The 25,724-nt window shown below is 48.5% G+C and carries 21 protein-coding genes and 1 tRNA gene; 8 read left to right on the top strand and 14 right to left on the bottom strand.

Translation table 11 applies throughout. The features are described from left to right. Positions 1-41 precede the first annotated feature (41 nt). Both Enr17x_RS17630 and Enr17x_RS17625 read left to right on the top strand, forming a co-directional pair. Entirely contained in the window at positions 42-830 is a 789-nt protein-coding gene (locus Enr17x_RS17630) for a 3-keto-disaccharide hydrolase (protein ID WP_145310973.1), read from the top strand. A gap of 87 nt (positions 831-917) precedes the next feature. Further along, complete coding sequence (locus tag Enr17x_RS17625; protein ID WP_145310971.1) at positions 918-1,949, top strand: nucleoside hydrolase; 1,032 nt, start codon at positions 918-920, stop codon at positions 1,947-1,949. A gap of 66 nt (positions 1,950-2,015) precedes the next feature. On the opposite strand, the gene Enr17x_RS17620 is transcribed toward Enr17x_RS17625, so the two are convergent. Then, positions 2,016-2,615, bottom strand: coding sequence for a response regulator (locus Enr17x_RS17620; RefSeq protein WP_198000642.1), 600 nt, complete (start codon positions 2,613-2,615; stop codon positions 2,016-2,018). Between the two features lie 928 nt (positions 2,616-3,543). Between Enr17x_RS17620 and Enr17x_RS17615 the strand changes: the two genes are divergently transcribed. After that, the gene (locus Enr17x_RS17615; protein WP_145310967.1) at positions 3,544-4,185 is read left to right on the top strand and encodes a response regulator transcription factor; all 642 of its coding nucleotides are present in this window, start codon (positions 3,544-3,546) and stop codon (positions 4,183-4,185) included. Between the two features lie 432 nt (positions 4,186-4,617). Then, positions 4,618-6,312, top strand: coding sequence for an ATP-binding protein (locus Enr17x_RS17610; protein ID WP_145310965.1), 1,695 nt, complete (start codon positions 4,618-4,620; stop codon positions 6,310-6,312). A gap of 27 nt (positions 6,313-6,339) precedes the next feature. Here Enr17x_RS17610 and Enr17x_RS17605 read toward each other — a convergent pair whose 3' ends face one another. Together Enr17x_RS17605 and Enr17x_RS17600 are read right to left on the bottom strand one after the other, a co-directional pair. After that, positions 6,340-8,928 (bottom strand): ATP-binding protein, encoded by a 2,589-nt coding sequence (locus Enr17x_RS17605; RefSeq protein WP_145310963.1) that lies wholly within the window; start codon positions 8,926-8,928, stop codon positions 6,340-6,342. Positions 8,929-9,238: 310 nt separating this feature from the next. After that, positions 9,239-9,955 carry a transporter gene (locus Enr17x_RS17600; RefSeq protein ID WP_198000640.1) on the bottom strand — a complete coding sequence of 239 codons (717 nt, stop codon included), beginning with the start codon at positions 9,953-9,955 and terminating at the stop codon, positions 9,239-9,241. Positions 9,956-10,349: 394 nt separating this feature from the next. On the opposite strand from Enr17x_RS17600, the gene Enr17x_RS17595 reads away from it, so the two are divergent. Next, positions 10,350-12,665 carry a PAS domain-containing hybrid sensor histidine kinase/response regulator gene (locus Enr17x_RS17595; RefSeq protein ID WP_145310960.1) on the top strand — a complete coding sequence of 772 codons (2,316 nt, stop codon included), beginning with the start codon at positions 10,350-10,352 and terminating at the stop codon, positions 12,663-12,665. 129 nt (positions 12,666-12,794) lie between these two features. Here the strand turns inward: Enr17x_RS17595 and Enr17x_RS17590 are convergent. The 8 genes from Enr17x_RS17590 to Enr17x_RS17555 form a co-directional block, all read right to left on the bottom strand. Next, a tRNA-Leu gene (locus tag Enr17x_RS17590) sits at positions 12,795-12,879 on the bottom strand. Positions 12,880-13,014: 135 nt separating this feature from the next. Beyond that, positions 13,015-13,398, bottom strand: a complete 384-nt coding sequence (locus Enr17x_RS17585) for a GlsB/YeaQ/YmgE family stress response membrane protein (RefSeq protein WP_145310958.1) — start codon at positions 13,396-13,398, stop codon at positions 13,015-13,017. A 241-nt stretch (positions 13,399-13,639) separates the two neighbouring features. After that, complete coding sequence (locus Enr17x_RS17580; protein WP_145310956.1) at positions 13,640-14,701, bottom strand: dihydrodipicolinate synthase family protein; 1,062 nt, start codon at positions 14,699-14,701, stop codon at positions 13,640-13,642. Positions 14,702-14,752: 51 nt separating this feature from the next. Continuing rightward, on the bottom strand, positions 14,753-15,790 hold the full coding sequence (locus Enr17x_RS17575; RefSeq protein WP_145310954.1) for an NAD-dependent epimerase/dehydratase family protein: 1,038 nt from the start codon (positions 15,788-15,790) through the stop codon (positions 14,753-14,755). A 105-nt stretch (positions 15,791-15,895) separates the two neighbouring features. Beyond that, positions 15,896-16,435, bottom strand: coding sequence for a SelL-related redox protein (locus Enr17x_RS17570; RefSeq protein WP_145310952.1), 540 nt, complete (start codon positions 16,433-16,435; stop codon positions 15,896-15,898). A gap of 66 nt (positions 16,436-16,501) precedes the next feature. After that, positions 16,502-16,777, bottom strand: coding sequence for a hypothetical protein (locus tag Enr17x_RS17565; protein ID WP_145310950.1), 276 nt, complete (start codon positions 16,775-16,777; stop codon positions 16,502-16,504). A 28-nt stretch (positions 16,778-16,805) separates the two neighbouring features. Further along, positions 16,806-18,188, bottom strand: a complete 1,383-nt coding sequence (locus Enr17x_RS17560) for a DUF1501 domain-containing protein (protein WP_232100759.1) — start codon at positions 18,186-18,188, stop codon at positions 16,806-16,808. 152 nt (positions 18,189-18,340) lie between these two features. Then, positions 18,341-19,255, bottom strand: a complete 915-nt coding sequence (locus Enr17x_RS17555; RefSeq protein WP_145310948.1) for a YihY/virulence factor BrkB family protein — start codon at positions 19,253-19,255, stop codon at positions 18,341-18,343. A gap of 220 nt (positions 19,256-19,475) precedes the next feature. Between Enr17x_RS17555 and Enr17x_RS17550 the strand changes: the two genes are divergently transcribed. Together Enr17x_RS17550 and Enr17x_RS17545 are read left to right on the top strand one after the other, a co-directional pair. Continuing rightward, complete coding sequence (locus Enr17x_RS17550; protein ID WP_145310946.1) at positions 19,476-20,165, top strand: hypothetical protein; 690 nt, start codon at positions 19,476-19,478, stop codon at positions 20,163-20,165. A gap of 75 nt (positions 20,166-20,240) precedes the next feature. Next, positions 20,241-21,698, top strand: coding sequence for a right-handed parallel beta-helix repeat-containing protein (locus Enr17x_RS17545; protein ID WP_145310945.1), 1,458 nt, complete (start codon positions 20,241-20,243; stop codon positions 21,696-21,698). Positions 21,699-21,700: 2 nt separating this feature from the next. Here Enr17x_RS17545 and Enr17x_RS17540 read toward each other — a convergent pair whose 3' ends face one another. Beyond that, positions 21,701-23,200, bottom strand: coding sequence for a leucyl aminopeptidase (locus tag Enr17x_RS17540; protein ID WP_145310943.1), 1,500 nt, complete (start codon positions 23,198-23,200; stop codon positions 21,701-21,703). Between the two features lie 85 nt (positions 23,201-23,285). Here Enr17x_RS17540 and Enr17x_RS17535 point away from each other — a divergent pair, with 85 nt between their 5' ends. Beyond that, complete coding sequence (locus Enr17x_RS17535) at positions 23,286-24,242, top strand: nitrilase family protein (protein WP_145310942.1); 957 nt, start codon at positions 23,286-23,288, stop codon at positions 24,240-24,242. Between the two features lie 8 nt (positions 24,243-24,250). On the opposite strand, the gene queC is transcribed toward Enr17x_RS17535, so the two are convergent. Together queC and Enr17x_RS17525 are read right to left on the bottom strand one after the other, a co-directional pair. Continuing rightward, positions 24,251-24,946 (bottom strand): 7-cyano-7-deazaguanine synthase QueC, encoded by a 696-nt coding sequence (queC, locus tag Enr17x_RS17530; RefSeq protein ID WP_145310940.1) that lies wholly within the window; start codon positions 24,944-24,946, stop codon positions 24,251-24,253. A gap of 108 nt (positions 24,947-25,054) precedes the next feature. Next, complete coding sequence (locus Enr17x_RS17525; RefSeq protein ID WP_145310938.1) at positions 25,055-25,696, bottom strand: hypothetical protein; 642 nt, start codon at positions 25,694-25,696, stop codon at positions 25,055-25,057. Positions 25,697-25,724: the final 28 nt, after the last annotated feature.

Genomic DNA, 25,724 nt, shown 5'->3' with positions numbered 1-25,724 from the left:
GCATAGTATTAATAGAGACTGAATAATAAGAGGAAATTAACATGAGAACGCCGCTCGGACTAATATTGTTGCTGATATTTTGTGTGTGCCAGGCCAGCCAGACTGGTTGTGCCGCTGACCCGAATCAACTGACAGCAGAGGAACAGAAACAGGGATTCAAGTCTGTATTTAATGGATACGATTTAAAAGGCTGGCAACATAGCGGCAACTGGAAGGTAGACGCTGGTGTGATCACTCGCTCCGGTAAAGGGGGGAGTCTGGTTTACGATCCACAGCCGTTACCGGATGATTTTGAATTGAAATTTGAGTGGAAGGTAGCACCGGGCAGTAACAGCGGCGTGTATTATCGCCCCGGCCAATATGAGTATCAGATTCTTGACAATGAAAAGCATGCTGACGGGAAAAATCCGCGGACGAGTGCCGCTTCGATTTATTTCTGCCTGCCTCCTTCCCATGACGCAACACGACCCGTCGGCGAGTGGAATGAAGGTCGTATTGTCTGTCAGGGAACTGTCATTCAACATTGGTTAAATGGTAAAAAAGTCATTGATCTGGATTACACTGATCCCCGCTATGCCTGGCATGTGGAGCTGCTGGCGAATCGAGGTGGCAATCTGGCTGATCGGGGGGCGAAGTTATCTTTGCAGGATCATGGCGATCCGGTCTGGTATCGCGGGGTCAAGCTGCGAACCGTTTCTGCTGATGAGAAGTTGGATCGCAGTCCTGTCAAACCGGCTGAAATCTCCGATGCTGCCATGGCAGCCGAGCAACGCAAGTTGCAACGGATTATGGAAAGCCGGGCACGACAGCAACACAAACAAAAAAAGTAGTGACAATTTTGTCAGCTTGATTTTGTCTGCTGTTGTATCTCTTACCGAATCATTCCAAATGATTCACTAAATAGAATTGGTCGTAAAATGTTGTATCAGCGCTTTTGCATCGGTTTATTGGGGCTGCTGTTGGTGACCAGTCTCTCTGAGGCAGCAGAACCAGTGAAGGTCATCTTTGATACGGATATTTCCGGCGACGTCGATGATGTGCTTGCGTTGGCCATGCTGCACACGCTGGCTGATCGGGGAGAGTGTGACTTCCTGGCAGTAACGATTTCAAAGATCAATCCGCTGACGGGACCTTTTACAGATGCGACAAATACGTTTTATGGTCGGGGGGATATTCCGATTGGGGTGACGCGTGATGCTCAGCGTCGCGATAGTAAATATCTGAAATTGATCAACGAAAAGAACGGCGGGCAATGGCGTTATCCGCACGATATTCTTTCGAATGAACAACTCCCTGATGCGGTGAAATTACTCCGGAAAACGCTGGCAGCTGAGCCGGATCGATCAGTGTCGATTATTCAGGTCGGTTTGGCAGCAAATCTGGCGGATCTGGTGGAGTCCAAGCCGGATGAATTGAGCCCGCTGAGTGGTTTGGAACTTGTTCATCGCAAAGTCAAACTGGTGTCCGTGATGGCGGGAGCGTTTGAACCGATTAATGGTAATCAGCATTTTCTGGAGGCGAATGTAAGGAATGGCATTCAGTCAATGCAACGGTTTGCGAAACTCTGGCCCGATGAAGTGCCCGTGGTCTGGAGCGGTTTTGAAATAGGAATCGCGGTGACTTATCCCCGCGAAAGTATTGCCCGGGATTTTGGCTATCGCAAACATCACATTGTCCGGGAAGCGTATCTGCTGCATAGTGGACCGAATCATGATCGGCCCAGTTGGGATTTGACTAGCGTGCTTTACGCGGTTCGTCCCGAGGACAAATACTTTAATCTATCGCAACCAGGTAAAGTGAGTGTGGCCGATGATGGCTTTGTCAGTTTTACGCCGGCAAAAAAGGGACGTGATCGTTATCTGATCATGAATTCGATGCAGGCGGTTCAGGTTCGGGAAGCCTTACGGAGTTTAGTCAGCCAACCGCCCTTGAATCGGGAATCACGCTAATTTGTATCAGCCCGGGCTCTTTAATGCGAAGCATCGCATTTGCTGTGGTCTCCCGCCATCTGAGTTTTATTTACTGGATGTACGACTGACTTCTTCCAACAGGATGTCGATTGATTCACACATTTCTTTCTTAAGCGCATGCAGACTATTCTGCACGACGACCAGTCCATCGATCCGTTTCGTGACTTTTTTTGGATCATTGCCAGATTCTTCGTCAATCTGGCTGGCTGCGATGGCTACAGGTTCGAGCTCTTCTTCAGGTGTATTACTAATCGAATTTTGTAATTTACTCACTAACAACTCAATGTCGATGGGCTTGACGAGCAGGTCTCTGAAACCAACGGCGAGTGCTTCCCTGGTCAACTCTTTCATTTTGGGCGATGAGGTGCCATGCTCCCGGGTTACCATCAGGTAGAAGTGAAGGGGAGGAATGACTCCTTCATCATTAAATCGTTCAATTTTTGCTGCAGATTTATAGAGATCGATTGCGTTCATTGAAGGCAAAAAGAGACTGGTAAGAACTGCATCTACTGAGAAGTCAGAATTTAAAATGGCAAGAGCTTCTTCCCCACTTTCTGCCGCCACTGTTGTAAAGTGATAGCGGCTCAGTTTCTGGGTCAGGCTCTGACGGATGAACCCAATTTCGTCGACAATCAGTATTTTCATAATCTCATCCTGCAGTGAATTTAAAATCATACGCGCAGTGCTTTTGATTTGGGGGTCTTTCACTTAATCTTCTATCGCCCTCATAGAATTGAAATAAAAATGGGGGAAATTACCCAATTTGACGTGGAGTATTTACCTCATCGTTGAATATGAAGTAGGCTTTAGATAAAACAGGGTACATGGGTGTGCATTATGTGGTAGACTAGCTGTAAACAGATAGATCTATCCGTTGCAAAATCAAAGTTCATACCTTTCCTGTTGATGACTCACTTCAAGCAGGAATCCTAATAGTACTCAGTATGACAATAAGACATTAAGACGATAAAAGTTCAACAGGCATTTATTTTCAAACAGACAACTGAACAAAGTGGTTTTCTCTTTTCGTTAAGCTGCAGGAAATGAGTGCTGGTATGTTTTGAGAATTAGTTTTCAAATATAGGTTAAGTAATTCACAAGCTTCAGACAAAGTTGAAGACACTGTCTATTGATTCAGTTTTTATCTGCCCCCTCATTGGTACAGCATTAGAAACAAAACGAGAAACGCTCGTTTTGTTTCATTGAAAGACGAGTCTTTTCTGATCGAGAGATTCCAGTCAAATCTTGCGGTGCCTCTTCATGATACACTTTCATTTTAAAATCTGTTTGATCCAATAGAAAATCATTGAAAAGTGATTGATTTAATAGAAGATTGAAACCAGAAAAGAATTGCACACTTTTTACATTTGTTTGCTCCCCTCCTTCAAATGAACATATTTCCGATCGTCGCAAGCTGCACGAATTCATGAGCCATGTCAGGATTGATGGTTTTTATGGATAGACAAAGTTGCAAATGTTCTTAAAAACAAGCATATCAAATATTGGTTTTGCTGAAAAATACTCGCCAGTGAGGTATTTTTCGTGCGAGTCAGCACTTTAATTGAGGGGCCGAATGAACGCTTTTGTTGTCTACATTATTGATGATGATCCAGATGTCCTGGACTCGATAGCTTTTTTATTGAGTACATCAGGCTATACGGTCAAAACATTTGATAGTGTGCATTCGTTTTTAGAATCCAAGGAAGTTGTGGATCCAGGCTGTATCCTGATTGATCTGATAATGCCAGAAATCTCCGGGATTGAAGCGATGCAGCTGTTTAAAAAACAACAATTGCAGTTACCCGTGATCATGATGAGTGCTTATGGGGATATTGAAAAAGCCGTCTCTGCAGTCAAGCAGGGGGCTTGTGATTATCTTGAAAAGCCTTTCGAAAGAGAAAAATGTCTCAAAGCGATAGAGTATGCGATCTCGCTTTTAGATCTCAACCAGGACGATTCCAATGAAGAGGGCAGAGACTATCTTCGATTGTACGATGGTTTAACACGAAGAGAAAAACAGGTATTTCATCTAATCGCCGATGGGCATTCCGGCAAACAAATTGCGAATTCCATGTCGATCAGTTATCGCACCATGGAAAAACATAAAGCCAATCTGCTAGGGAAATTAGGGATTTCGAGCTCTACTGATATCGTACATCTTTTGTATAAAATCAAAGATATGCCTGGGTATAAGAAAAACGGCGATGAGGCTTAACTGAGCGAACTTTGATTCCTCCTGGTTGGCTTCATTGAGTCAACCAGTCCGTATTCTTCTGCTGTTCGAACAGCATTATGTTGAGCTTCTAATCACGATCTGCCGCACGGCGATCGTTTCTTTAGATTCTGGTTTCTGTTTGAGTCGAAATGAGACTCCGCTATCAGTTTACTGCTCTTGTGAATTCCAATTTCAATCGATATGTGAAATTCAGGAGTTCTTCACAGAAATAAGTATCTGTCGATGTGTCTATGGGGAGAATTCCCCATGGTTCTGAAAACGATCAAACGTCGATATGATCTAGACCAGTTAGATGAACAACTGGTGAGATTGCAGTGTGGACAGTACGGGTTTTTTCACAATAAGTTTAAATCATAAGGAGTGGTGTGAAGAGAAAGAAGCGTCGATCTCAATAGACTAAAAGGGCCTGTAATGACATCCGACCGAGTCAGACTCAATGACAATCAGATAGCAAGACAGATTTTAAAATTCAGTAGGGATGTGTCAGTTGCATTTGATGAGATGGGGACCATTCTCTTGTCGAGTGCATCCATCGAAGATGCATTCGGATGGAAAACAGAGGAAGTGGTCGGGGAAGAATTGTGTCTTCTGTTATCAGATCCTTATCTTGAATCTTACGAGCAGTATTTCGTGGAAGGTTCTGGATCGAGACACTCCAAAGGACAGATGTGGCAAATTATTGCTAAGCGAAAAGATGGTTCCTGCTTTCCCTGCGAATTAAGAATCAGTCGCATAGACGACTCTCAAAGCCAAATTCATTCTATCGCCACGCTCAGGGATATCAGCGAGCGGCTGAAAACACAGAATCAACTGAATGAATACCTGGGGCGGTTGAAGCAGTCCCGCCGGGAACTCAAGCGAAAAGACTACGAGCTAAAAGTGGCCCAAAAAGTAGTTGAGCGTGCCAATCAGGCGAAAAGTGAATTTCTGGCAAATATGAGCCATGAGATTCGGACGCCTATGACAGCAATTCTGGGTTACTCCGAGATTTTAAAAGAAAACCCTGGTGCGCCGGACAATGTTGAACTGATTGAAATTATTCAAAATAATGGCACACACTTGTTACAGGTAATAAACGACATTCTGGATATTTCAAAAATCGAAATGGGAGATTTTGAAATCCTGAAGGTGAATTGTTCACCGAGGTTGGTCTTGCAGGAAGTGGTTGATGCTTTCCAGGCGAAAGCCGCTAAAAAAGGCCTTTCCATTCTCACTCAGTGTCAGGACTCTGTTCCGGAGTCAATTGAAACAGATCCTGTAAGGTTGAAGCAGGTGCTCTGGAACCTGGTGAGTAATGCCGTGAAATTTACCGAGACGGGACGGATTGAGATTGAGGTCCGAGTATTCTCCCAGTCAAAAAATGACAGGGTATTACAGTTTACTGTTGCTGATACGGGGATAGGGATTCCGGCAGAGAAAGTAAGCCATATCTTCGAGCCATTCGCGCAGGCTGACAGTTCCACTTCGAGAAATTACGGTGGTACCGGATTAGGGCTGACTCTCAGTTACAAACTGGTGCAATTGCTGGGGGGCAATTTATCCGTTCAATCGACCGTGGATCAGGGGAGTGTTTTTTGTGTGGCGTTGAATGTAGGTGGGGCCGTTCCATTAACACTCAGGAGGAAACAGAAACATCGATTCAGCCTGGGGGGAAATTCGGTCGGGCAAGATCTTTCTCAGCAGAAACGAAAAACAGAGAGGAGTGCATATAAAGGAAAAGTACTTCTGGTCGACGATACAAAAGAAATTCGAAAACTGTTCAGCTTTATGTTGAATAAAATGGGGGTCGAGGTTGTGACGGCTTCGAATGGAAAAGAGGCCGTTGACCTGATCAATGATGAGGCCAGTCAGAGTCAGTCTTTTGATATGATTCTGATGGATATGCAAATGCCGGTGATGAATGGATATGAAGCAACACAGCTATTGAGAAACCAGGGGAATCAAATTCCCATTATCGCAATCACTGCTCATGCGTTGGTGTCAGACAGAGAGAAATGTCTGGATGCGGGATGTACTGAATATCTGAGTAAGCCAATCAAGTATGAAGTGTTGCATGAAATGGTGCATTGCTATTTGCCAGAAACCGTGGCGATGTTTTCAAGTTAAACTCTGGAATGGCCTGGAAGACTGCGGTTAGCCAACTTTCTTGATCTGCTTTGGAGATGGCAGGGAAATATAAAATGTGGCTCCGCCGTTCGAATTCTGACAATGCCACAGTTCGCCGTCTGAAGCATCGATCAACGATCGGCTTAAAGAGAGCCCGATGCCGAGTCCTTCTTTTTTATTCGTGGTAAAAGGGGTGAAGAGCCGCTGCTTGAGCTCTTCAGGAATGCCTTTTCCGGTGTCGGCCACTGAAATCAACGTTGAAGATTTGGTGTCGGCTTCAATTGAAATGGTCAATACTCTTGGCAATGGTGTGTCTGCCATTGCTTCTACCGCATTCTTGACGAGATTGACCAGCACCTGTTCAATCTGCACCCGGTCTGCAAATACCGTTGGGAATTTATTCTCACTGATCACTTCCACCTGAACCTGATTCAAGCGGATCTGGTAATTCATTAACTGCAGCGCATTGCGGACACTTTCCTGGATGTTGAACAGCAGACGTTGCTGTTTTCGTTTTTCAGCAAGATTTTTCAATCTGCGAACAATATCACCGGAGCGGAGAGATTGCGCTTCAATTTTTGAAACCAGTTCGGAAATATCCCCGCCTTGTTTGAGGAGAAATTTCATGGTCGAGCTGTAGTTGGCAATGGCGGTGAGTGGTTGATTCAATTCGTGTGAGAGTCCCGCTGCCAGCTCTCCCATGACTGCCAGTCGCGATACATGCGCCAGTTCGTCTCGGTATTCCTGAACCATTTTGTTGGTTTCATATTTTTCAGTCACATCCTGAATCGTGCCGTACATCACCAGCATTTCACCATCGATACTTTTTTTAACAGCCGCTTGATTATGTACATGGCGGAGCTCTCCGTTGAGGCGGATGATTCGGTGTTCAATACTGAAGGGTAAATTGTTCTGCAGGGTATTGGAAATCAGTCGTTGTACTTTATTCCTGTCATCTTCGTGGATCATTTTCAGAAAGGAATCAGTCTCCGGGGGGAACTGGGCATCATTTAAACCTAGAATGCAATAGACTTCTTCTGACCACCACAGAGTATCATCTTTGATATTCCATTCCCAACTGCCAATATGAGCCAGCCGTTGTGCTTCGAACAGGCGATTGTGCATGTTGTTCATTTCGATTTCAGCCGCTTTACGCTCATGAATGTCCTGAATGATAACCAGGATTTCATCTGTCAAATAGGGAAGCAGACGGGCTTGAAACCAGTGAGGTTGTTTATTGATTTTCAGGGTGTATTCAAATGATGTCAGGGTGTGGGATTGGCTGAATTTATGAATCGCTGCTTCAAAATGATGAGCGACAGACTCTGGAACGAGTTCATTGATTCTTTGGTGAAGTGAATCAGTGATCGTCGGAAATAAATGATTCTGTTTGGAAGATTCATATCCGAGAATGGTTCCATCTGTTTTTAGATGGAAGAAGAAATCCGGATTTACTTCCAGCATGGTCTCTAGTTGTGCGGTTTTTTGGGCAGCATTCTTTTCTGCCAGCAGGCGGTCGGTGATATCAACGGCTGATGCAATAATCTGGGTCACATTTCCTTCCGAGTCATACAGGGGACCGAAGGTGATATCAAGGTTGATGAAGTTCTTCTGGGATAAACGTGCCTTTGTGTGATAGCGAACGCTTTTTCCCTGAGCAGCTTGTGCGAATTCCTGTTTTAATTCCGTTTGTGTATCAACAGAGTAATTCCACCAATACGTTTCCCAGAATGGTTTCCCAATGGCATCTGTCAGCTCAAGATGAGCTGCTTCCAGAGGCGCGCGATTCGCCTCCAGCAGGATGCCGTCAGTTGATAATACTCCTACGAATACAAATAAACTGTCCAGGATATCCTGAGTTCGTTGTAATGCCGCTTGGAGTTCTCTTTCTGCCTTTTTTCTCTCTGCAATTTCCTGCCGAAGGCTCTCATTGATTTGAGAAAGCTCAGACGTTCGTTGTTCGACGCTGGTCTTTAACGCTTCTTCATAACGTTTCAGGTCAGTCAGATCTATACCCAGGCAGAGCGTGCCGAAAGTCTGGTTAGAATCATTGATCAAGGGATTGTAATCCCATTTCATCTGCCTGTTGTTGATCAAACTCGAAACAATAGGTTCCTCTTTCAGCGACTGTTTTGCATTCACAATCGTGAATCCAGGCACTTGATCGACCGGGCCAATCAGCTTCCGGAATTGTTGATTGATCCAGACGGAATGATTGTGAAAATCTTTAATGTAAACAGCCAGAGAACTGTTTTCAAAAAAGGGGGGCAGTTGTTTGAACAGATTGCGTTTGAATTGCGTTTGTCTAAGAAAGATCAGGTTACCGGTAACCGCGATCCAGATCATACTGAGTGCGATAAAGCGGTTCTCCCAGACGAATTGGGGCACATTGGCTCTGCTTTCTAAGAGGACTGGTACGAACGTCAGGCCAGAGCAAATACAGGCAGAGAGTAAGACAGGCCAGATCCGCCGCTGGCCTGCGACCAGCACAATCGCTACTGCATAAAAAGCGGGGACCGCGATATTTAACGAGACTTGTAGATCAGTCAGAAAAACGAGTAAAGTCAGCAGGCCGCTGATCGTCAGCAGCAGCAAACGCTTTCGTTTTGTGCCCATAGACTGTCCCTGTTCATTGATGGAATAGAAAGAAAATCTATTCCAGAAAAAACATCCACTCGTCTGATTGTTGCTCCGGATTCAGATCCTTTGGCAAAAACAATTCATGTTAAGGGACAGAGATAAGCAATTATGCCTTTTTCAGGCCAATAGATAAACCCCGTTTTTGAAAATTTGTTTTTGTGTGAATAAGAGAAGTAAATATACGTGATCCTGAAATGACGCAACAGTGGTTTTTTCTTGAGTGTGTTATTGGGAGGAAGCATGTGGTTTTGCGTGCTGATGGCTTCAGGATCTCAGCAGATTTTGTCTAAGGAAATCGGATTGAGAGGCCTGTCCCAAGAAAATAGTTGTCGGCTGCATGATTTAATCCGACACCAGCACGAATGTCAAATTGCATGTTGTTGTTGATTAGCCAGGTAAACCCGCCGTTGAAGTAGTGCTGAGTATGAACGTTTTCTGCGCCGCTGGGGATGAGGGCAAACCATTCCGTGTATGCGCCCAGCGCTTCACTCAAGCTATAAGCCACAGTCCACGATTGGGCCATTTCTAAATATGCTTTCCCGGTCGTGACGTCAATTCTTCGATTTCCCTGAGTTGAGCCGGCCGTTGAGATGAAGTCGTTCAGCTCCCACGCATAGATCCAGTTGAGACCTGGCTCGACCTTATCGACTGTGAACGCCTTGCTGCCTGTCGGAATATTCATTTGTGGTATCAGTGCCATCTCTGGCAAGAGCCCGGCTTGTGGAGTCAAAGCAAGTTTGAAGCCGGTATATAAGTCTTCGTGCCCAGCAGTCGAGTTGGATGTGCCTTCAAATACCGTCAGTTCCTGAACAGGAAACACAGCAATGCGAAATTCTAACCAGTCCTCAAGAATCCCATATCGTAATAAGGCTTCTCCAAAGGAATGCGACTCGACGCTATCCGTACCATCAGTCGTTGACGTGTAGGTATATCCGAATTCGAGTTGTGACACACCTTTTCCTACGGTCACTGCAGCTTCTGTAAAATCAGGCCGGTCTGTCACCAGTGGTTCATCAAGATCAGGGCCTCCCGATACTGTGGGGCACAAGCTCCATAAAAAAAGTGTGCCATGAGACTGGTAAAATTCTGGGTCTTCCGCGTTCAAGCGTTCTGCGCTCACACACACAGAATGATACACACCAGGCTAAACTGAATGATTCGCGCACTGAACATAATGACTGAATTGTTTTACCTCATTCTGGCGCGTTGTCAGGGGGCAGCATTTTCGAATGTATCGACTTTTCCAGTTTCGGAAAATTTATTTTGTTGGCATTTCAGTCATTTATCCTCTGTTTGAGACTTATACCTCATCCGGAAATCTGAGAGTGATCTATGGTATTGTGAAGGTGTAAAACTATCAGCCTCATTTTTACAGTAAAATTCCGAAGGAGTTCGTGGTGGGTGATCACGTATATAAATACAAGTCTTCCAATTTCAGGTGGTACTATCTGTACTACTTTCTGGCGGGACTCGATATTTTGACATTAGCTGCGTCACTTTTCCTGGGGCACTCCTTGCTGGGAATTTATACAGACTCCGTTCGTGAAAATATTGTCTGGATGGATCGAGTCAGTGAGTATTCCCGGTTGAATCAACTTGCAGCGGCCGTGAATGCACCGGGAAATAATGTTTTCGAATCGGGTGATATCAAATCCGAGTCGCGTCGTCTCGATGCAGCATATCAGGAATTCAAGTTCTCTTTGAATAAAAACCTGGAAGACCTGGCAAAAAAAGAAAACGACAAAACGAGCGAGAAGGCATTTTTGGAACTCTCTCAACAGCTCAAGCAAATCGATGGTCAGGTCTCCGATATCTACAACCAGGCGAATTTTGTTTTTCAGGAACTGAAGCAGAACAAGAGAGAGTCCGCTGGAATCGGAATGGCAAAGATGGATCAATCTTTTTCGGTTGCCTTAACATCGATCGGGGAACTCTGTGATTCCGTACGGCAGATTCAGTCCGCTCGATTTGGTAGCGAGGAATCGCGGGCCCAGCAGATTGGTACGATCGAACTTGTACTTGCCAGCGTGGTTTTTCTGATTTTGTTGAGCACGATCTGGTATGCCCACAAGCTGGGTTCTTATATGCGTCATCAACACCTGCAAAACGAAGATTTCAAGTATCAGATTGCGGCAATTGGTAAATCACAGATGGTGGTTGAATTCGATATTGATGGTAGGATTATCGACGCCAATGATAAGTTTATGGAATCGATGTGTTATAGCCGAGAGGAAGTGATTGGCAAAAAACACACGATGTTTGTGGCTCCGGAAGATGTTCGTTCACGAGAGTATCGTGAATTCTGGAAACGACTTGCTCAAGGAGAACATATTACGGGCGAGTTCAAACGCGTCGGAAAGTATGGCAATGTCGTCTGGATTTATGCTTCTTACACTCCAATCATTGATCTGAATGGGAAACCTTACAAGGTTGTGAAATTCTCTGCAGACATCACCGAACGAATTTTGATCTATAAATCTCTGAAGAATACAAAAAGTGAACTGGCCAAAGCGAAGGAAAGTGCTGAGGCAGCCAATCGAGCCAAGAGCGAATTTCTGGCGAATATGAGTCATGAAATTCGCACACCAATGACGGCGATTTTGGGTTTTTCAGAAATCCTGCTGACTAAGATTATTGATAAGGATGACATTGAATCGACCAGTATTATCAAGCAGAACGGGGAGTATCTGCTGACATTGATTAACCAGATTCTGGACCTGTCAAAAATCGAATCTGCCAAGCTGGAACTGGAATGTATTGACTGTTCTCCCTCGCGAATCCTGGCTGATGTTTACTCGGTAATGCGTGTTCAAGCGGATCGTAAAAACCTGGAAATCGAAATTCAGTTCGATAGCCCTGTCCCGGAAACGATCCAGACAGACCCGACACGGCTACAACAGGTCCTGATCAATCTTGTGAGTAATGCAATCAAGTTCACATCCGAAGGAAAAATTAAAATCGTTGTTCAACTCTTGCAGGCATCAAATGCGGAACCGAAACTGCAATTCGATATTATCGACAACGGAATCGGGATTGATAAAGAAAAACTGGAGACGATCTTTCAGCCATTTGCACAGTCGGATATATCAACAACGCGCAAGTACGGCGGAACAGGACTGGGGCTCACCATCAGTAAAAAGCTGATCGAAGCAATGGGGGGAGCAATTTCCGTGTCGAGTACCATTGGTGAGGGGAGCACATTTTCATTCACCATCGGAATCGGCTCATTAAATCAGTTGCGGATGGTGGAAGTAACGCAACAAACGATATCTTCGAACGGTACTGAAACGGTGAGTAATGACCTGGAGATTTCGCTTCAAAATTATGATATTCTACTGGCTGAGGACGGGCTGGATAATCAACGGTTGATTCGTTTTATCCTGAAAAAGGCAGGCGCGAAAGTCACGATTGCCAATAACGGCAAGATCGCTTTTGAACTGGCAACGATGGCTCTGAATGAAAATCGCCCGTTTGATGTGATCCTGATGGATATGCAGATGCCGGTGATGGATGGTTATATATCTACTCAGAAATTGCGTGAGGTTGGTTATGCAGGACCGATCATCGCCTTAACGGCGCACGCCATGTCAACAGACCGCAAAAAATGTCTGGACGTCGGCTGCTCTGATTTTACAACCAAGCCCATTGATCGAAAGCAGTTGCTCGAAGTCATTCAACAGCAGGCAAGTCAGGGAGAGCTGAGTACGGTTTAGACAGCTCGTCAAGCTCCCCATGCAGATGGTGGGATGCCTAATGATCCCCGTCGATTCTCCAGGTGTTTGAGGGGGGGAAAGAAAACCAGTCACATAAAATAAGACGGTTAGACCTGGATCAAAAAGCAATAGCCGAGGCGGGACTCGAACCCGCACGCCCTTTACGGACCCGGGATTTTAAGTCCCGTGCGTCTGCCAATTCCGCCACTCGGCCATGACTTCTAAGAGTATATAGTATATTGACTTGCATCGTGCAAGCAAGAGACAGAAATTATCTCAAACTGGATCCCCACGAAATTCTCGCCAGTTTTGACTTATATTGGGATTGAGCGATCCGTTTGTGCGAGATTTAGTAGGTTTCGTCGGCTAACTCGCGTGAACGACGGCGTCTTCGGCGTCTGTGCAGCCAGCGTTCGCCATCTTCTGCTTCGGCAAAAAAGGAGCCGGAGAGTAGGCGATAGAAGAATAACAGGATAAATGCCCCACCGGTTGCCGCTAGAAATCCCAGCGTACTGATTGGCGTGACACGGGCACCATCCCAGAAAAATGTGAGGATGCCACAGCCGACCACACTGCCACCAATGCCCATTAACAGGGTGCTGACCGCGCCGCCCGGGTCTTTTCCTGGCATGATGGCTTTGGCTGCCAGACCGACTAAAGTACCAAAACCAACCCAGACTAACATCTCGTTGACTGCTTCCTGCAGAATACGGGTGGTATTATCATCAAACATTTTGACGGTCCTTCGTCGGTAAATGCTTACCTGAATATGATTTACATAATAGGATCGGTTGGGAGAGGCCTCTAAGGAGAGTAGACCCATTAATTAACCGGTATTATCATTATCGTCAACCCCGGGTTCAAACTTGGGTTATGAACCATCTAATTGATTTTTGACTCAAGTTTTATCGAGGAGAAATGGAAACCGATCACTGTTTTTCTCTAAAAGATTGCTCATCAAATGGCGAATCGAATCAGCCACTCAGCCAGTCGGAGAGATGCGTTGCGACGAACGCATCGTCATTCAGATGCGGATAGGATTCGTAGATCCGCTCGATCTCAGCCAATTGTCCGAGGCCGAGCGTTTCTTTGGGATTCAAGCACCAGATGCCTTCCAGCAGCCCCTGTCGCCTGAGCACTTCATGGACGCCGGGGATACAACCCGCAAAACGATTGGCAACATCAAACAGGACAGCATTGCAGTCGGTGACTTCGGTGTTGCGGTGTAGTATGGAGAGCGGAATTGCCGTTTCTGACTTGGCGACCTGTTGACATTCTTTGAGAATCTCAACGGCTTTCTTGGTCCAGACTGCCCAGTGACCAAGTAAGCCACCCACAATTCGGCGTTCGATTGTTTTGCCATCGGAATGAAATCGATATGGAGTGACGAGATCAAGCACGATGTTATCATCGTTGCCGGTATAGAGGGCGATGTCTTCACGACCTGATTCCGCGACAGCGCGAACGACATCGAGAGTGTGATACCGGTTGAAGGGAGCCATCTTGATTGCGGCGATGTTTTCAATTTCGCAGAAGCGCCGCCAGAATGAGTAGGGGAGCAGGCGACCGCCGACATCCGGTTGCAGATAAAATCCGAATACGGGAATGATTTCCGAGACTGCTTTGCAATGTGCGATCAATGTCTGTTCATCGGCCTGTTTCAGTGCCGACAAACTGAGTAATCCAAAGTGATATCCGGCGTCGCGGGCGAGTGTCGCTTCCTTCGTGGCTTGTGCGGTTTCCCCACAGATGCCGGCGACACGCAACAGGGGAACGCTCCGTTGTTCGTCGGCACGGTTCATTTCTTCCGCTGCGAGTTCCAGCACCGGCTGATAGAGATCAATGCCTGGTTCACGGATTTCAAATTGCGTCGTATGTACGCCAACCGCCAGACCACCAACGCCACTGGCGATGTAATAGCGTGAAAGCGCTCGCTGGCGGCGTTCATCCAGTTTGCGGGCCGATGTGAGTGCCAGAGGATGTGCGGGAATCGCAGTTCCCTGTTGTAATATTTGTGTGATGAGAGAGGAGTTCACAATCCTGCTTTCCTGTGTGAATTCGATTTGGCGGTGCGTGAAGTGGCTGTGTTAAAACTTACCGCTGCGCGATTCGAAATGGGTTGGTTTACCGAGCAAAGGACGTTCGTTCTGAATCCAGTCGGCAATGCAGTGAATGATCTGTTCTACTTCGACCAAGGGGGCGCCGTAACGCTGATGTCCCTGCTGGCCGTTATTGAGTAACGCATCTTCGGCTTCGGTTCCAGTGAATTTGGGTTGTTTGCCGAACAGCGTTCCAAACTGTTCGCAGATCTCACGGACTTTTAAAATCTGGGGGCCAGCGACATTCAGGTAGTAAGGGGGCGATGTGCCGTCGGGCAGGGCGCAAAGCGTCATCGCGTTCGCGTCGCCTTGCCAGATGACGTTAACATAGCCCATGGAAATATCGATCGTCTGTTCCTGATACACCTGCAGTGCGAGATCAACGAGTACGCCGTATCGGCATTCGGTGGCATAGTTCAAGCGAACAATGGTCATCGGGATATTCAAAGTCCGGCTGAAGTGTTCGAACATTCGTTCGCGTCCCAGACAGCTCATCGCGTACTCACCCACAGGGTCTGGTTTATCAGTTTCGACGGAACCCTGACCGGAAGCGGGAACCAGACCGTAAATATTTCCCGTCGAAAACGCGGTGATGCGACTGTTGCGATATTTGTTACAAACAAGGGACGGCAGATAGGTGTTCATCGCCCAGGTCAGCGATTCATTACCCGTCGCACCGAATTTCATGCCTGCCATATAAATTACATTAGGGACATCGGGCAGACTGTTGATAAAGTCGGTGTCGAGCAGATCTCCTTTGATGGTTTCAATGCCCAGATCTTCCAGTGGTTGTCGGCTCGATTCATCGGAGAAGCGACTTACGCCAAGAATATGCCGCTGGAGGCCGGCTGCTTCGTCGGCGCGAATGATCATGCGGGCTAACGTCGGTCCCATTTTACCGGCGATGCCGAGCAGAATCAGATCGCCTTCCGTTTGCTTTAGTGCCTGAATGACCCGGGGAGTCGGGCGGCTGAGGAGTTCATCTAACTGTTCTACGTCATCAATGGTTTCAGGGAAGTCTGACATCTTTTTCTGTCTGTTACGGGAGTGTAAATTCAAGGTGAACTGTAAGTCTATTAACTCTTGTTTGACTATTATGACAGGTTTGGTTTTCAATTGGAAATCAAGGTGTCATTGATCGTGGGGGATCTCGCAGGCTAGGAGTTCATCCCAGTCTGGGAGATCCGCCGAGTTTTGTGAGAAGTGGCTGGCGATGACACGACTCTGGTCAAGAATAACCGCGGCACCCAGTTGTTGAATATCTTTTCCGGGAATACCAGGCAGATAGCCGGAGAGAATCGTCGTTTTAAAACCGGACCACCAGATAGCAGGGCCGATGGTTTCCGAGAGGTTCCCCCGTTTGACTTGGAAGAGTTCGTAGAGTTTGCGTTCCGGATCACTGAAATGCTGCACGTTCTGCAGGTCGTAGCGGGATAGTAATTGATCGGCCTGCTCGTTGTCCATCATATGTACGATGGCCAATTGCAGATTTCGTTGTTCAATTTGCTCGGACAGCGCGTGCAGTTGATCCAAAACCTGACGGCAGAAAGGACAGCCGCCATGCCTGAGAAAGACGACGAGGACCGGTCGCTCTTCTGAGAGCTTGTCTAACGTTTTTCCCCGTGAGGAGGGGAAAGTGGCCAATGCTGCTTGAAATTGATTTTGATCCATGTGTCAGGCTCAGGTAACGTCGTTCGATGTTCGTGTTCTTTGCAGAGGGGCACTCACCGAGCTACTCTACCATAATGCTTGCGGATTTTCCCGATGAAAATCGTGGATGTTTTGTACGGTGTCCTCAATCGTCTCAAGATCGGAATAGAACATGGCGGTCGGGTCAATCTGTTTCTCTTCCAGAAAATCAATTTCCGAACGCAACTGAGGCACACGAGCCAGTTCCGGAAAAACGACCAGCCAGAGCAGTCCCAGTGCGACCGTCAGCAATGTGAACCAGCCCCACTGGTGTTTTGATGGTCCGGCTGCAGGGGGATGCAGTTCTGTTGGCGTTTGTGACACGATGAAAGTCGATCTGTTCGCTGGTAGCTTAAAAAAGTTCGTGGATGACTTCACCATGATCAATGGCAACCGTTGGTCTGCCGGAATGATCGGGGAAGTGGATCTGGGGATCCATGCCCAGCACGCGGTAAATCGTGTGATGAATATGTCCGGGCCGTACCGGACGATCGGCGGGGGCTTCTCCCAGTCGATTTGTGGCTCCGATGATGTGTCCCCCTTTGACGCCGCCGCCTCCCATCAGGCAGAACATGGAATTGCCCCAGTGATCGCGGCCGGGAGTTCCCTTACTTAAGGGAGGGCCGCCATTACCACCATCGTTCATACGGGGCGTACGACTGAATTCACCACAGAGCACGACCAGCACTTTTTTGCTCATGCCGCGTTGGGCGAGATCTTCAAACAGGGCACTGACCGCTTGATCGACACGGGGGAGATAACTTTCGTAACCACTTTTCAGATTCCAGTGGTGATCCCACCCACCAAAGTGAACGGTAACGAACGTGGTCCCTGCTTCTACCAGACGACGTGCGAGCAGGACGCTTTGCCCCCAGGTATGGCGGCCGTATTGATCTCGGATTTTGTCGTCTTCGGAATTGATATCAAAGGCCTTGCGGGCTCGATCGCCGGTGACCAGTTCGTAAGCTTTCTGGTCCAGCCGATCCATGGAACTGAGCATGCCCGACTGATCTACGTCTTTACGCAGGGTGTCGAATGTTTTGAGCAGTTGTTTGCGATCTTTCAAACGTTGGATGGATAATCCCTTCGCCAGATTTAAGTTCTTAACCTGAAAGTTTTGATTGTTGGGATCAGAGCCGGTGACAAAAGGATCGTGTTGCACACCCAGGAAGTTTCCGCCGAAGTAACCGGGACGCAAACCAATGCTGGAGGCATAAGGGACGGAAACATAGGAGGGCATGCTGGGATCGCGCGGACCGAGGACTTTGGTTGCCATGGAACCGATGGAAGGATTGCGGCCGGGAGTACTGCCGCCACTTACGCCGCCACGACCGGTGAGCATCCAGTGTCCGCCGGTAAAGTGGTCACCGGTATTGTGATGCAGGGAACGGACGATGGAAAATTTATCTGCGCATCTGGCCTGCAGGGGAAACATTTCGGTGATGTCCATGCCGGGGACATTGGTGTGAATCGGATTCCAGAGGCCCCGAGTCTCACTGGGGGCTTCGGGTTTCATGTCATACATGTCAAGATGACTAGGACCGCCATCGAGCCAGAGCAGAATGACAGAGGTATCTTTCTTCGTGGCTCCACTTTGCTCGGCCTGAGCTTTCGCATGGAGAATTTGAGAGAGACTGGCTGCCCCCATTCCGGCGACACCCGCCTGCAGAAAATGACGCCGATTGACGCCATCGCAGTACTTACCCGTTTTTCCAAATTCAACACGGAACATCATCTGGATCCTTTGTGTGAATAACTATAAAAGATCTTTTATGCGTTTATTTTATAATTTCACATTCGGTTTCGTCAATAATGAAGTGCATTGATTTCACAGCTTTGGAACGTGTTATTGCAGATCATGCATGGACAGCCGATCCTGATTTTCTCTCAGATTGGTTTCGAAACGCCATCAGCTTTCAATTTGGCAGCACGGTAAATGACTCCGTTAATCTCGCCCCCCATCATCAGGATGGCTCCTGTCAGATAGAGCCAGACCAGGAGTACGATGAAGCCTCCCAGGGTGCCGTAAGTTTCATTGTAGTGGGCAATGTTTTCGACATAGATCCGGAACCCCTGCAGCATAATCACCCAGCTGATGACGACGAACAGACTACCGGGGGTAATGATCTTCCAGGGGAGTTTCACACTGGGGACCGCCCAGTAGATGACGGAAGTGGAGATCAGCATGAAACCACAGGCAACCGACCAGCGTGTTCCAGCGGAGAGCAACAGGTGTAACCAGGGCGCGTAGAAATTCGCCAGTAATAATCGGGCCAGTTCCGGGCCGATGACGAGCAGGATCATCGCAAGCAGTAACAGGATTAACACGCCAAACGTGAGTAGTAACGCCAGACCACTCGATTTCCAAAAGGTGCGACGGCGGTCGACTTCAAACACGGCATCCAGTCCGGTTCCCATCGTGAGGAACAGGCGGGTGCCTCCCAGGGAAAGCAGGAACACGCCCCCCGTAATCAGGCTGATGGTCGTTTTATGTTGAATGTCAGAGATCTGGTCAAACAACATTTTTGACACGTTCGAGGGTAGTCCCTGGTTGATGGCATTTTCCATGCTGAGTATCAAGCCCTTGATCGGCAGTTGTGCCACGCAGGCGATGATGACCATTAGCAGGGGGAAGAGCGTGAAAATTGCATAATAGGCAAATTGCGCGCTGTGGGCACTGAGTCTGTGGTGGTTGTATCCTCGGACAGACTGATAGATCAAGTCCCAGGGAGTCAGTCCCCCAAACCGCCACATGGCCCGAAAGCCGATTTTTCCCAGTTGAATCTGTTCCTGCTCCGTCATATGAGACCGTTCTTAAGTATTGCCGTGAAATAAGTTAGTGATGGATATCGACAATAAGCTCTTTTATAAGAAATATCGTCATTATTTACATAATCGTTAAAGGTTAACATTTTGAAATACCGATCAATGAGATATTGGGAACTCTTTTTAAAAAAGGCCCCGATTTCGAACTGTGAGTTGTCTTCAATTTTTTACGTTCAGAGATTGACCGGATTTCAAAATGAATTCGTTGCTGAAACTAAGTGCGGGAATTTTACTTTGTCTGCCCTTAACCGGCTGTGCCGGGCCTGGCTACTATGACCCTGCGACCGGAATGGTCTGTAGCGGCAATATGTATGGCCCCACGAATTTCATGGATGATATCAAATGCTCTCTCTCCAAGCACCGCGCAAAGCGAATGCAAAAGCATTGTTGTAACATGTGTGATCCTTGCAATACATGCAATACCTGTGATCCTTGTCGCAGCGGTGGTTTTGGATCGTCGATTCCGGGGACGTTGGCTTCCGGTACTTTCAGTTATGGTGCGGATGACGGGGCGATGGAAACGTATCCCATGGATTCGTATCCTACACCTACTTATGCCCCCCAATCTAGTTGTCCGACCTGTGGACCTCAAGGTGGAACGTTCATGAATGAGCAAGGGGGGACAATCATGAACGAATCGATGATGCCCGAAATGAGTTCGCCGTCTTCTCCTGCACCAACGACTGTTGTGCCACAAAAAATCACGCCCGTTCCTGAAAACGGACATAAAGGTGTGATCAATAAGCCGGCACCAGCACCTGCCGCTGAAGAGCCGATGTCTTACGTTCCACCAGGATTGCCCCAAACTCCTACTCTGATTCCCAACAGTGCCAGTCCCAATCCGGGAGCACGTCCGGTACAATGGGTTCCAGCACAAATTCATTAATGAAATGCGACTGACGTTTCAATTTCGTGTGAATTCGTCAGTCAAGATTGTTACGCTCTAAAGGGAGAATCTTGGGTGTCTCAACGTGATTTTACAAATCAGAGGGGGACCCAACAGAACTGGTTTGGCACACTTCCCTGTCTGCTTCTGGCTTCGTTCTGTTTTCTCAACCTGTTTGCGAACGAGGTTGAAGCGACGATCTACGAAGTGGGTCCCGAACAGAAATATCTTTCCGTCGAAAAAGTTCCCTGGGAAAGTCTGAACGCCGGTGATGAGGTACGTATTCATTGGCGACCTCGGCCTTATCATGCCAAGTGGGTTATTTGTCGCCGGGGAACCAAAGACAAGCCGATTGTGGTCAAGGGGATTCCTTCCGAAAAGGGGGAATTACCCGTAATTGATGGGCGACGTGCTGTGACGCGTCCGCAGTTACGTTTTTGGGGCGAACAACGGGGCATCATCAAAATTGGTGGCGCCCGGGATCCGGCCGATACCATGCCCGCGTATATTGTGATTGAAAATCTGGATATCCGCAGCGCGCGGCCCTCTTTTTTCTATTTCAGCTCGGATGGATTACAGAAGTACTTCCAGAATGCAGCTGCGATCTTTATTGAAAAAGGGGAGCACATTACGATTCGCAATTGCTATCTGCACGATTGTGGGAACGGCCTGTTTGTGGCGTATGAATCGAAAGATCTGCTGATCGAAAACTGTTCGATCTATCATAACGGCATCGCAGACAGCTATTACGAACACAATGTCTACACGGAAGCCGCCGGGATTACGTTTCAGGGAAATTATCTGGGGCCCCTGCGCAAAGACTGTCTGGGCAATAACCTCAAAGATCGCTCGGCGGGTCTGGTTGTGCGGTACAACTGGATTGAAAGCGGCAATCGGCAACTCGACCTCGTTGATTCTGAAGGCGGCGATACCATTCGTTATGATCCCCGCTATCGATCGACTTACGTGTATGGCAATGTGCTCATCAAACGCAAAGAGGATTCCAACAGCCAGCTTATCCACTATGGTGGCGACAGCGGCGATGAGAGTGCCTATCGTAAAGGAACGCTCTTCTTTTATAACAATACGGTTGTCACCCGCCGTCCTTCTTCGACTTTGGTTTTACTGTCGACGAACAGCGAACATCTAGACTGCCGAAATAACATTCTCTATACCACACAGGCGGGTAACAGCTTTTCAATTCTGGATGAAAAGGGAACCGCCAGTCTCAGCTTTAACTGGATCAAAGCCGGCTGGAAAGCCGCTCATTCCAGCCGATTTGGGAATGTGAGTTCAGAGCACGAAATCGAATCCGGCGACGATCCCGGATTTCAGGACGAAGAAAAGAATCTGTTCTTTCTGACCCCGAAATCGGCCTGCCTGAATAAAAACGGTCCCTTGCCGGATGCGGTTCAGAAAAACTTCCCGATTCAAAAACAGTTCAAAGGCCCCCGGGGAACGAAAGAGCGCCCCGCAGAATCATTAAAAGATCTGGGGGCGCTCGGTAGAGAGTCGGAAGAGAAAGCGGACTGACTTTACTTACTCGTTGGGTATTGACCGGCGACTTCGACCAGCGTTTTAACCATGCAGCCGGTACCGCCTCCTTCACGGTGTGGCAGATTTGCTGCGGCAAATGCGGGGCCCGCAATATCGAGATGCACCCAGGGCGTTTCGCTGATAAAGTTCTCCAGGAATTTGGCGGCCGTGATCGCACCACCCCAGCGGGTTCCGATATTCTTCAGGTCGGCGACATCACTTTTGAGTTGTTCGCCGAACTGCGGAAACATTGGCATTTCCCAAACATCTTCACCACTGTTTTTTGCAGCATTTTGAACGGCTTTGGACCAGTCGGTATTATTGGAAAAGACGCCGGTGACTTCTTCGCCCAATGCAACAACACAGGCGCCTGTCAGTGTCGCGAGGTCGATGATATTGGATGCACCACGGTCAACAGCCAGCGCTAATACATCGGCTAAGACCAGGCGGCCTTCGGCATCGGTATTCAGCACTTCAATGGTTTTGCCGTTACGCGCAGTCAGGACATCGCCCAGTTTGTAAGACGATCCATTGACCATGTTTTCGACCAGTCCCATGTAGCCGATGACATTCACGGGCAGTTTGAGTCGGGCGATGGCGGTCATGGCGCCCAGTACCGCAGCGGCGCCGCCCATATCGCACTTCATGGTTTTCATGCCGTCACTCGGTTTGAGCGACAATCCCCCGCTGTCAAAGGTGACCCCTTTTCCGACGAAGGCCAGCGTAGGGGCAGAAGGATCGGCGCCTGTATGTTTGAGGATGGCCAGACGCGGCGGTTGATCGCTGCCTTGCGCGACTGCCAGCATGGAGCCCATCTTTTCCTGCTTGAGCTGGTTCTCATCCAGGATTTCAGATTCCAGTCCATATTCTTTCGAAACATCTTCGACGCGATTGGCGAAACTGACGGGGTAAATGTCAGCCGCCGGGCGATTGACCACTTCCCGTGCCAGGTTGACCGAATCTCCTAAAATCCTTCCGCGTTCGACTGCCTGTTGGCAGGCACTCTGATCGGCTGCTTCAGTACCGACAATCAGCAGATCCTGGAATGGAAACCGGGCTGCTTCCTGGCGGTAGAGGTCTTGTCCGACGGAGCCGACGGTCATTGCAGACGTCAACACAGACGAGAGTTGTTCAGTCGAGAGCGACTTGTTTTCCAGTTCGGGAATTAGAACAGCTGCGGTCGTATTTTGTTTGGTAGAAATCGTACGGGCGGCAGTCATCATCGCTTTTTCCAGCGATGCCAGAGAGACCTCAGCATCAGGACCTAAGCCAACCAGCAGGACTCGTGGTGTTTTGATTTCAGTTAAGCCGAGCAGGGAGGCTGTGGTTGCCAGTTTACCTGTGAAATCTTCGCTTTCGATCAGACGCGAGATCAGACCGTTTAATGTTTCATCCAGTTGAGCAACTGTAGTACTTAACGGAGCCGACTCGGCCAGGCCGATGACCAGCCAGTCAGCAGAGAGAGAGGAAATGGATTCATTCGTAAATTGCGTTCCCATTAGTTCTTCAAATCCCTTTATCGATGGAATAGTGCAGAGTAAGATAAGTCGTCTGACAGTTTAGCAAATCAGGAGCAAAAACCCAATGAGAGATATCCGGATCGCCGCCGTCCAGTTTGAACACCGCAATGGCGACAAAGCCTATAACCTCCAGCGGATTCGTGAGCTCGCCCACCAGGCGGTCGAGCAGGGGGCGGAAATTGTCAGCTTCCACGAATGTTGTATCCCGGCTTACACGTTTGTGCAATCATTTTCCAAGGAACAACTGATCGACCTGGCCGAGCCTGTCCCGAACGGACCCAGTACACAGGAACTGATGCAGATTTCAGGGGAAGTCGGCGTTCCCATTCTGGCCGGCCTGTTCGAAGTCGATCAGGGCGAGGTCTACAATACGTATGTTTGTGTGGATGGAACCGAATTGCTGGCCCGCTTTCGCAAGCTGCACGCGTTTGTGAATTCCCATCTCTCTTCCGGTGATGAGTACGTTGTGTTCGATGTGCGGGGTTGTCGCTGTGGAATTCTGATCTGTTACGATAATAATCTGGTGGAAAACGTGCGGATGACGGCGATGCTGGGAGCAGATATCATCTTCATGCCTCACGTGACCTGTTGTCTGCCGTCATTGATGCCGGGCCGCGGTCTGGTCGATCCGGCACTCTGGCACAATCGGGATCGGGACCCGGTGCGGCTGCGACAGGAATTTCAGGGGCCGAAAGGGAAAGGCTGGTTGATGCGATGGCTGCCGGCGCGGGCCTATGATAACGGGGTCTACGCCATCTTCACAAATCCGGTTGGCATGGATGATCAGGAAGTCAAACCGGGGTTGTCGATGATTCTGGATCCGTTCGGCGAGATCATCGCTGAATGTACCAAGCTGGGTGACGATATTGCGATCGCCCTCTGCACTGAGGAAAAACTGGGGCAGGCTGGTGGACGACGTTACATTCGCGCACGACGTCCGGATCTATACGGTAAACTGGTCGAACCGTCCGAGACACCGCCGGTGACCGAGCCAGGGTGGGAACTGAAACCGTCCAGTTGAAATGGCTATTATGATTTCAAAGCCGGGTCGTCGAATCCTGCGTCTGCGAACCCTTTGGCGCGGAGCTGGCATGAATCGCAGTGGCCGCAGGGGGTGCCATCGGGCAGTGGGTCGTAGCAGCTATGCGTCAGACCATAGTCAACGCCGAGCGCCATACCCTGTTTGATGATCTCGGCTTTGGTCAGTGAAATCAACGGCGTGTGAATCTTCCAGTTCCCCGAGTGCTCCACGCCGGTTTTCGTCGCCAGCGAAGCGACTTTCTGAAAGGCTTCAATGAATTCCGGGCGGCAGTCAGGGTAGCCGCTGTAATCGACGGCGTTGACTCCGATGAAGAGATCGAAGGCATTCAGCGTTTCTGCCCACGCGAGCGCGAGTGAAAGAAAGACGGTGTTACGCGCGGGAACATAGGTGATAGGGATGCCCGTTTCCAGATCGTGTTCGCTCCGGTCTTTGGGGACGTCGATATCTGCCGTGAGTGCCGAACCGCCGAACACACGCAGGTCGAGCGGAAAGATGACAAACTGCTTGACGTTGAATGACTCGCAGACCTTCTTTGCTGCTTCCAGTTCGTGGCGGTGCCGTTGGCCGTAGTCAAACGAAAGTGCGTACAATTCGAAACCGGCGTCCGCCGCGATTGCCAGGGCGGTTGCCGAATCAAGGCCGCCGCTGACCAGGACGACCGCTTTGGGGGGATTCGTTGTCATCAGTCTTAACACTCCTAAGGTAGTTCTCGCGCTAAACACGAAACCTATCAGGAGCGATCAGCGGATGCAATCCTCTTGGAAAACGGGATGATGTTTTTCGTAAATCAATCAGAAACCATACTGCTCGGCCAGCGCGAGGGCAGCATAGAACCCGCGTGAACCGGTAAATTGATAGCCGAAGGGGATGATCCGCGGGTTATACATCCGGTCATAATTGCCGAAGCCCCGGAACTGGAGCGAGCCAAAACGGAATGACGGGCGGTAACCATTATAGTAGAACGTGTGTCTGGGATAAGGAGAACCAAACCAGTTGGATCGGATGAAATCGCCATACATATATTGTGCGGGACTCCATTGCCAATTCGCATAATAGGGTCGACGCGACCAGGGCCAGGAATGGCAATACGCACTGCGATTCCTGGTTCTGCGCTGTGGACGATTACAGTTTTCACATTTCGGCTTTGCTGCGACTTCGGGGATGGCACGGGGGACGATAACAATCGTGTCGTCTGAATTTTCGGTCGAAGCAGCGAGTGTCTGTTTTGAGTCGAGAGGAAAATGGATTTCGCGGGTCGCGTAAGAATCCAGTCCGGGGGCTGGCGAAATCTCAATGGTCCAGATCGGCGCTGTGTCCTGTTTTGCAGAGGACAGCTCTGGTTTCGGCGCTTCGATGGCTGCAGTAGAAGTCTGGTGCGCACTGTTGCTGAGAATGACGGAGGCGGTCAGGAGGAATGTCAGGATGTTTTTCATGGTCAGTACTTTTTGAACTCTGAACGCG

Origin of the sequence: Gimesia fumaroli, from assembly GCF_007754425.1 — a bacterium.
GTDB classification, from domain to species: domain Bacteria; phylum Planctomycetota; class Planctomycetia; order Planctomycetales; family Planctomycetaceae; genus Gimesia; species Gimesia fumaroli.
The sequence above is the reverse complement of the archived record's forward strand: the minus strand, read 5'-3'. Positions and strand labels throughout refer to the sequence as shown.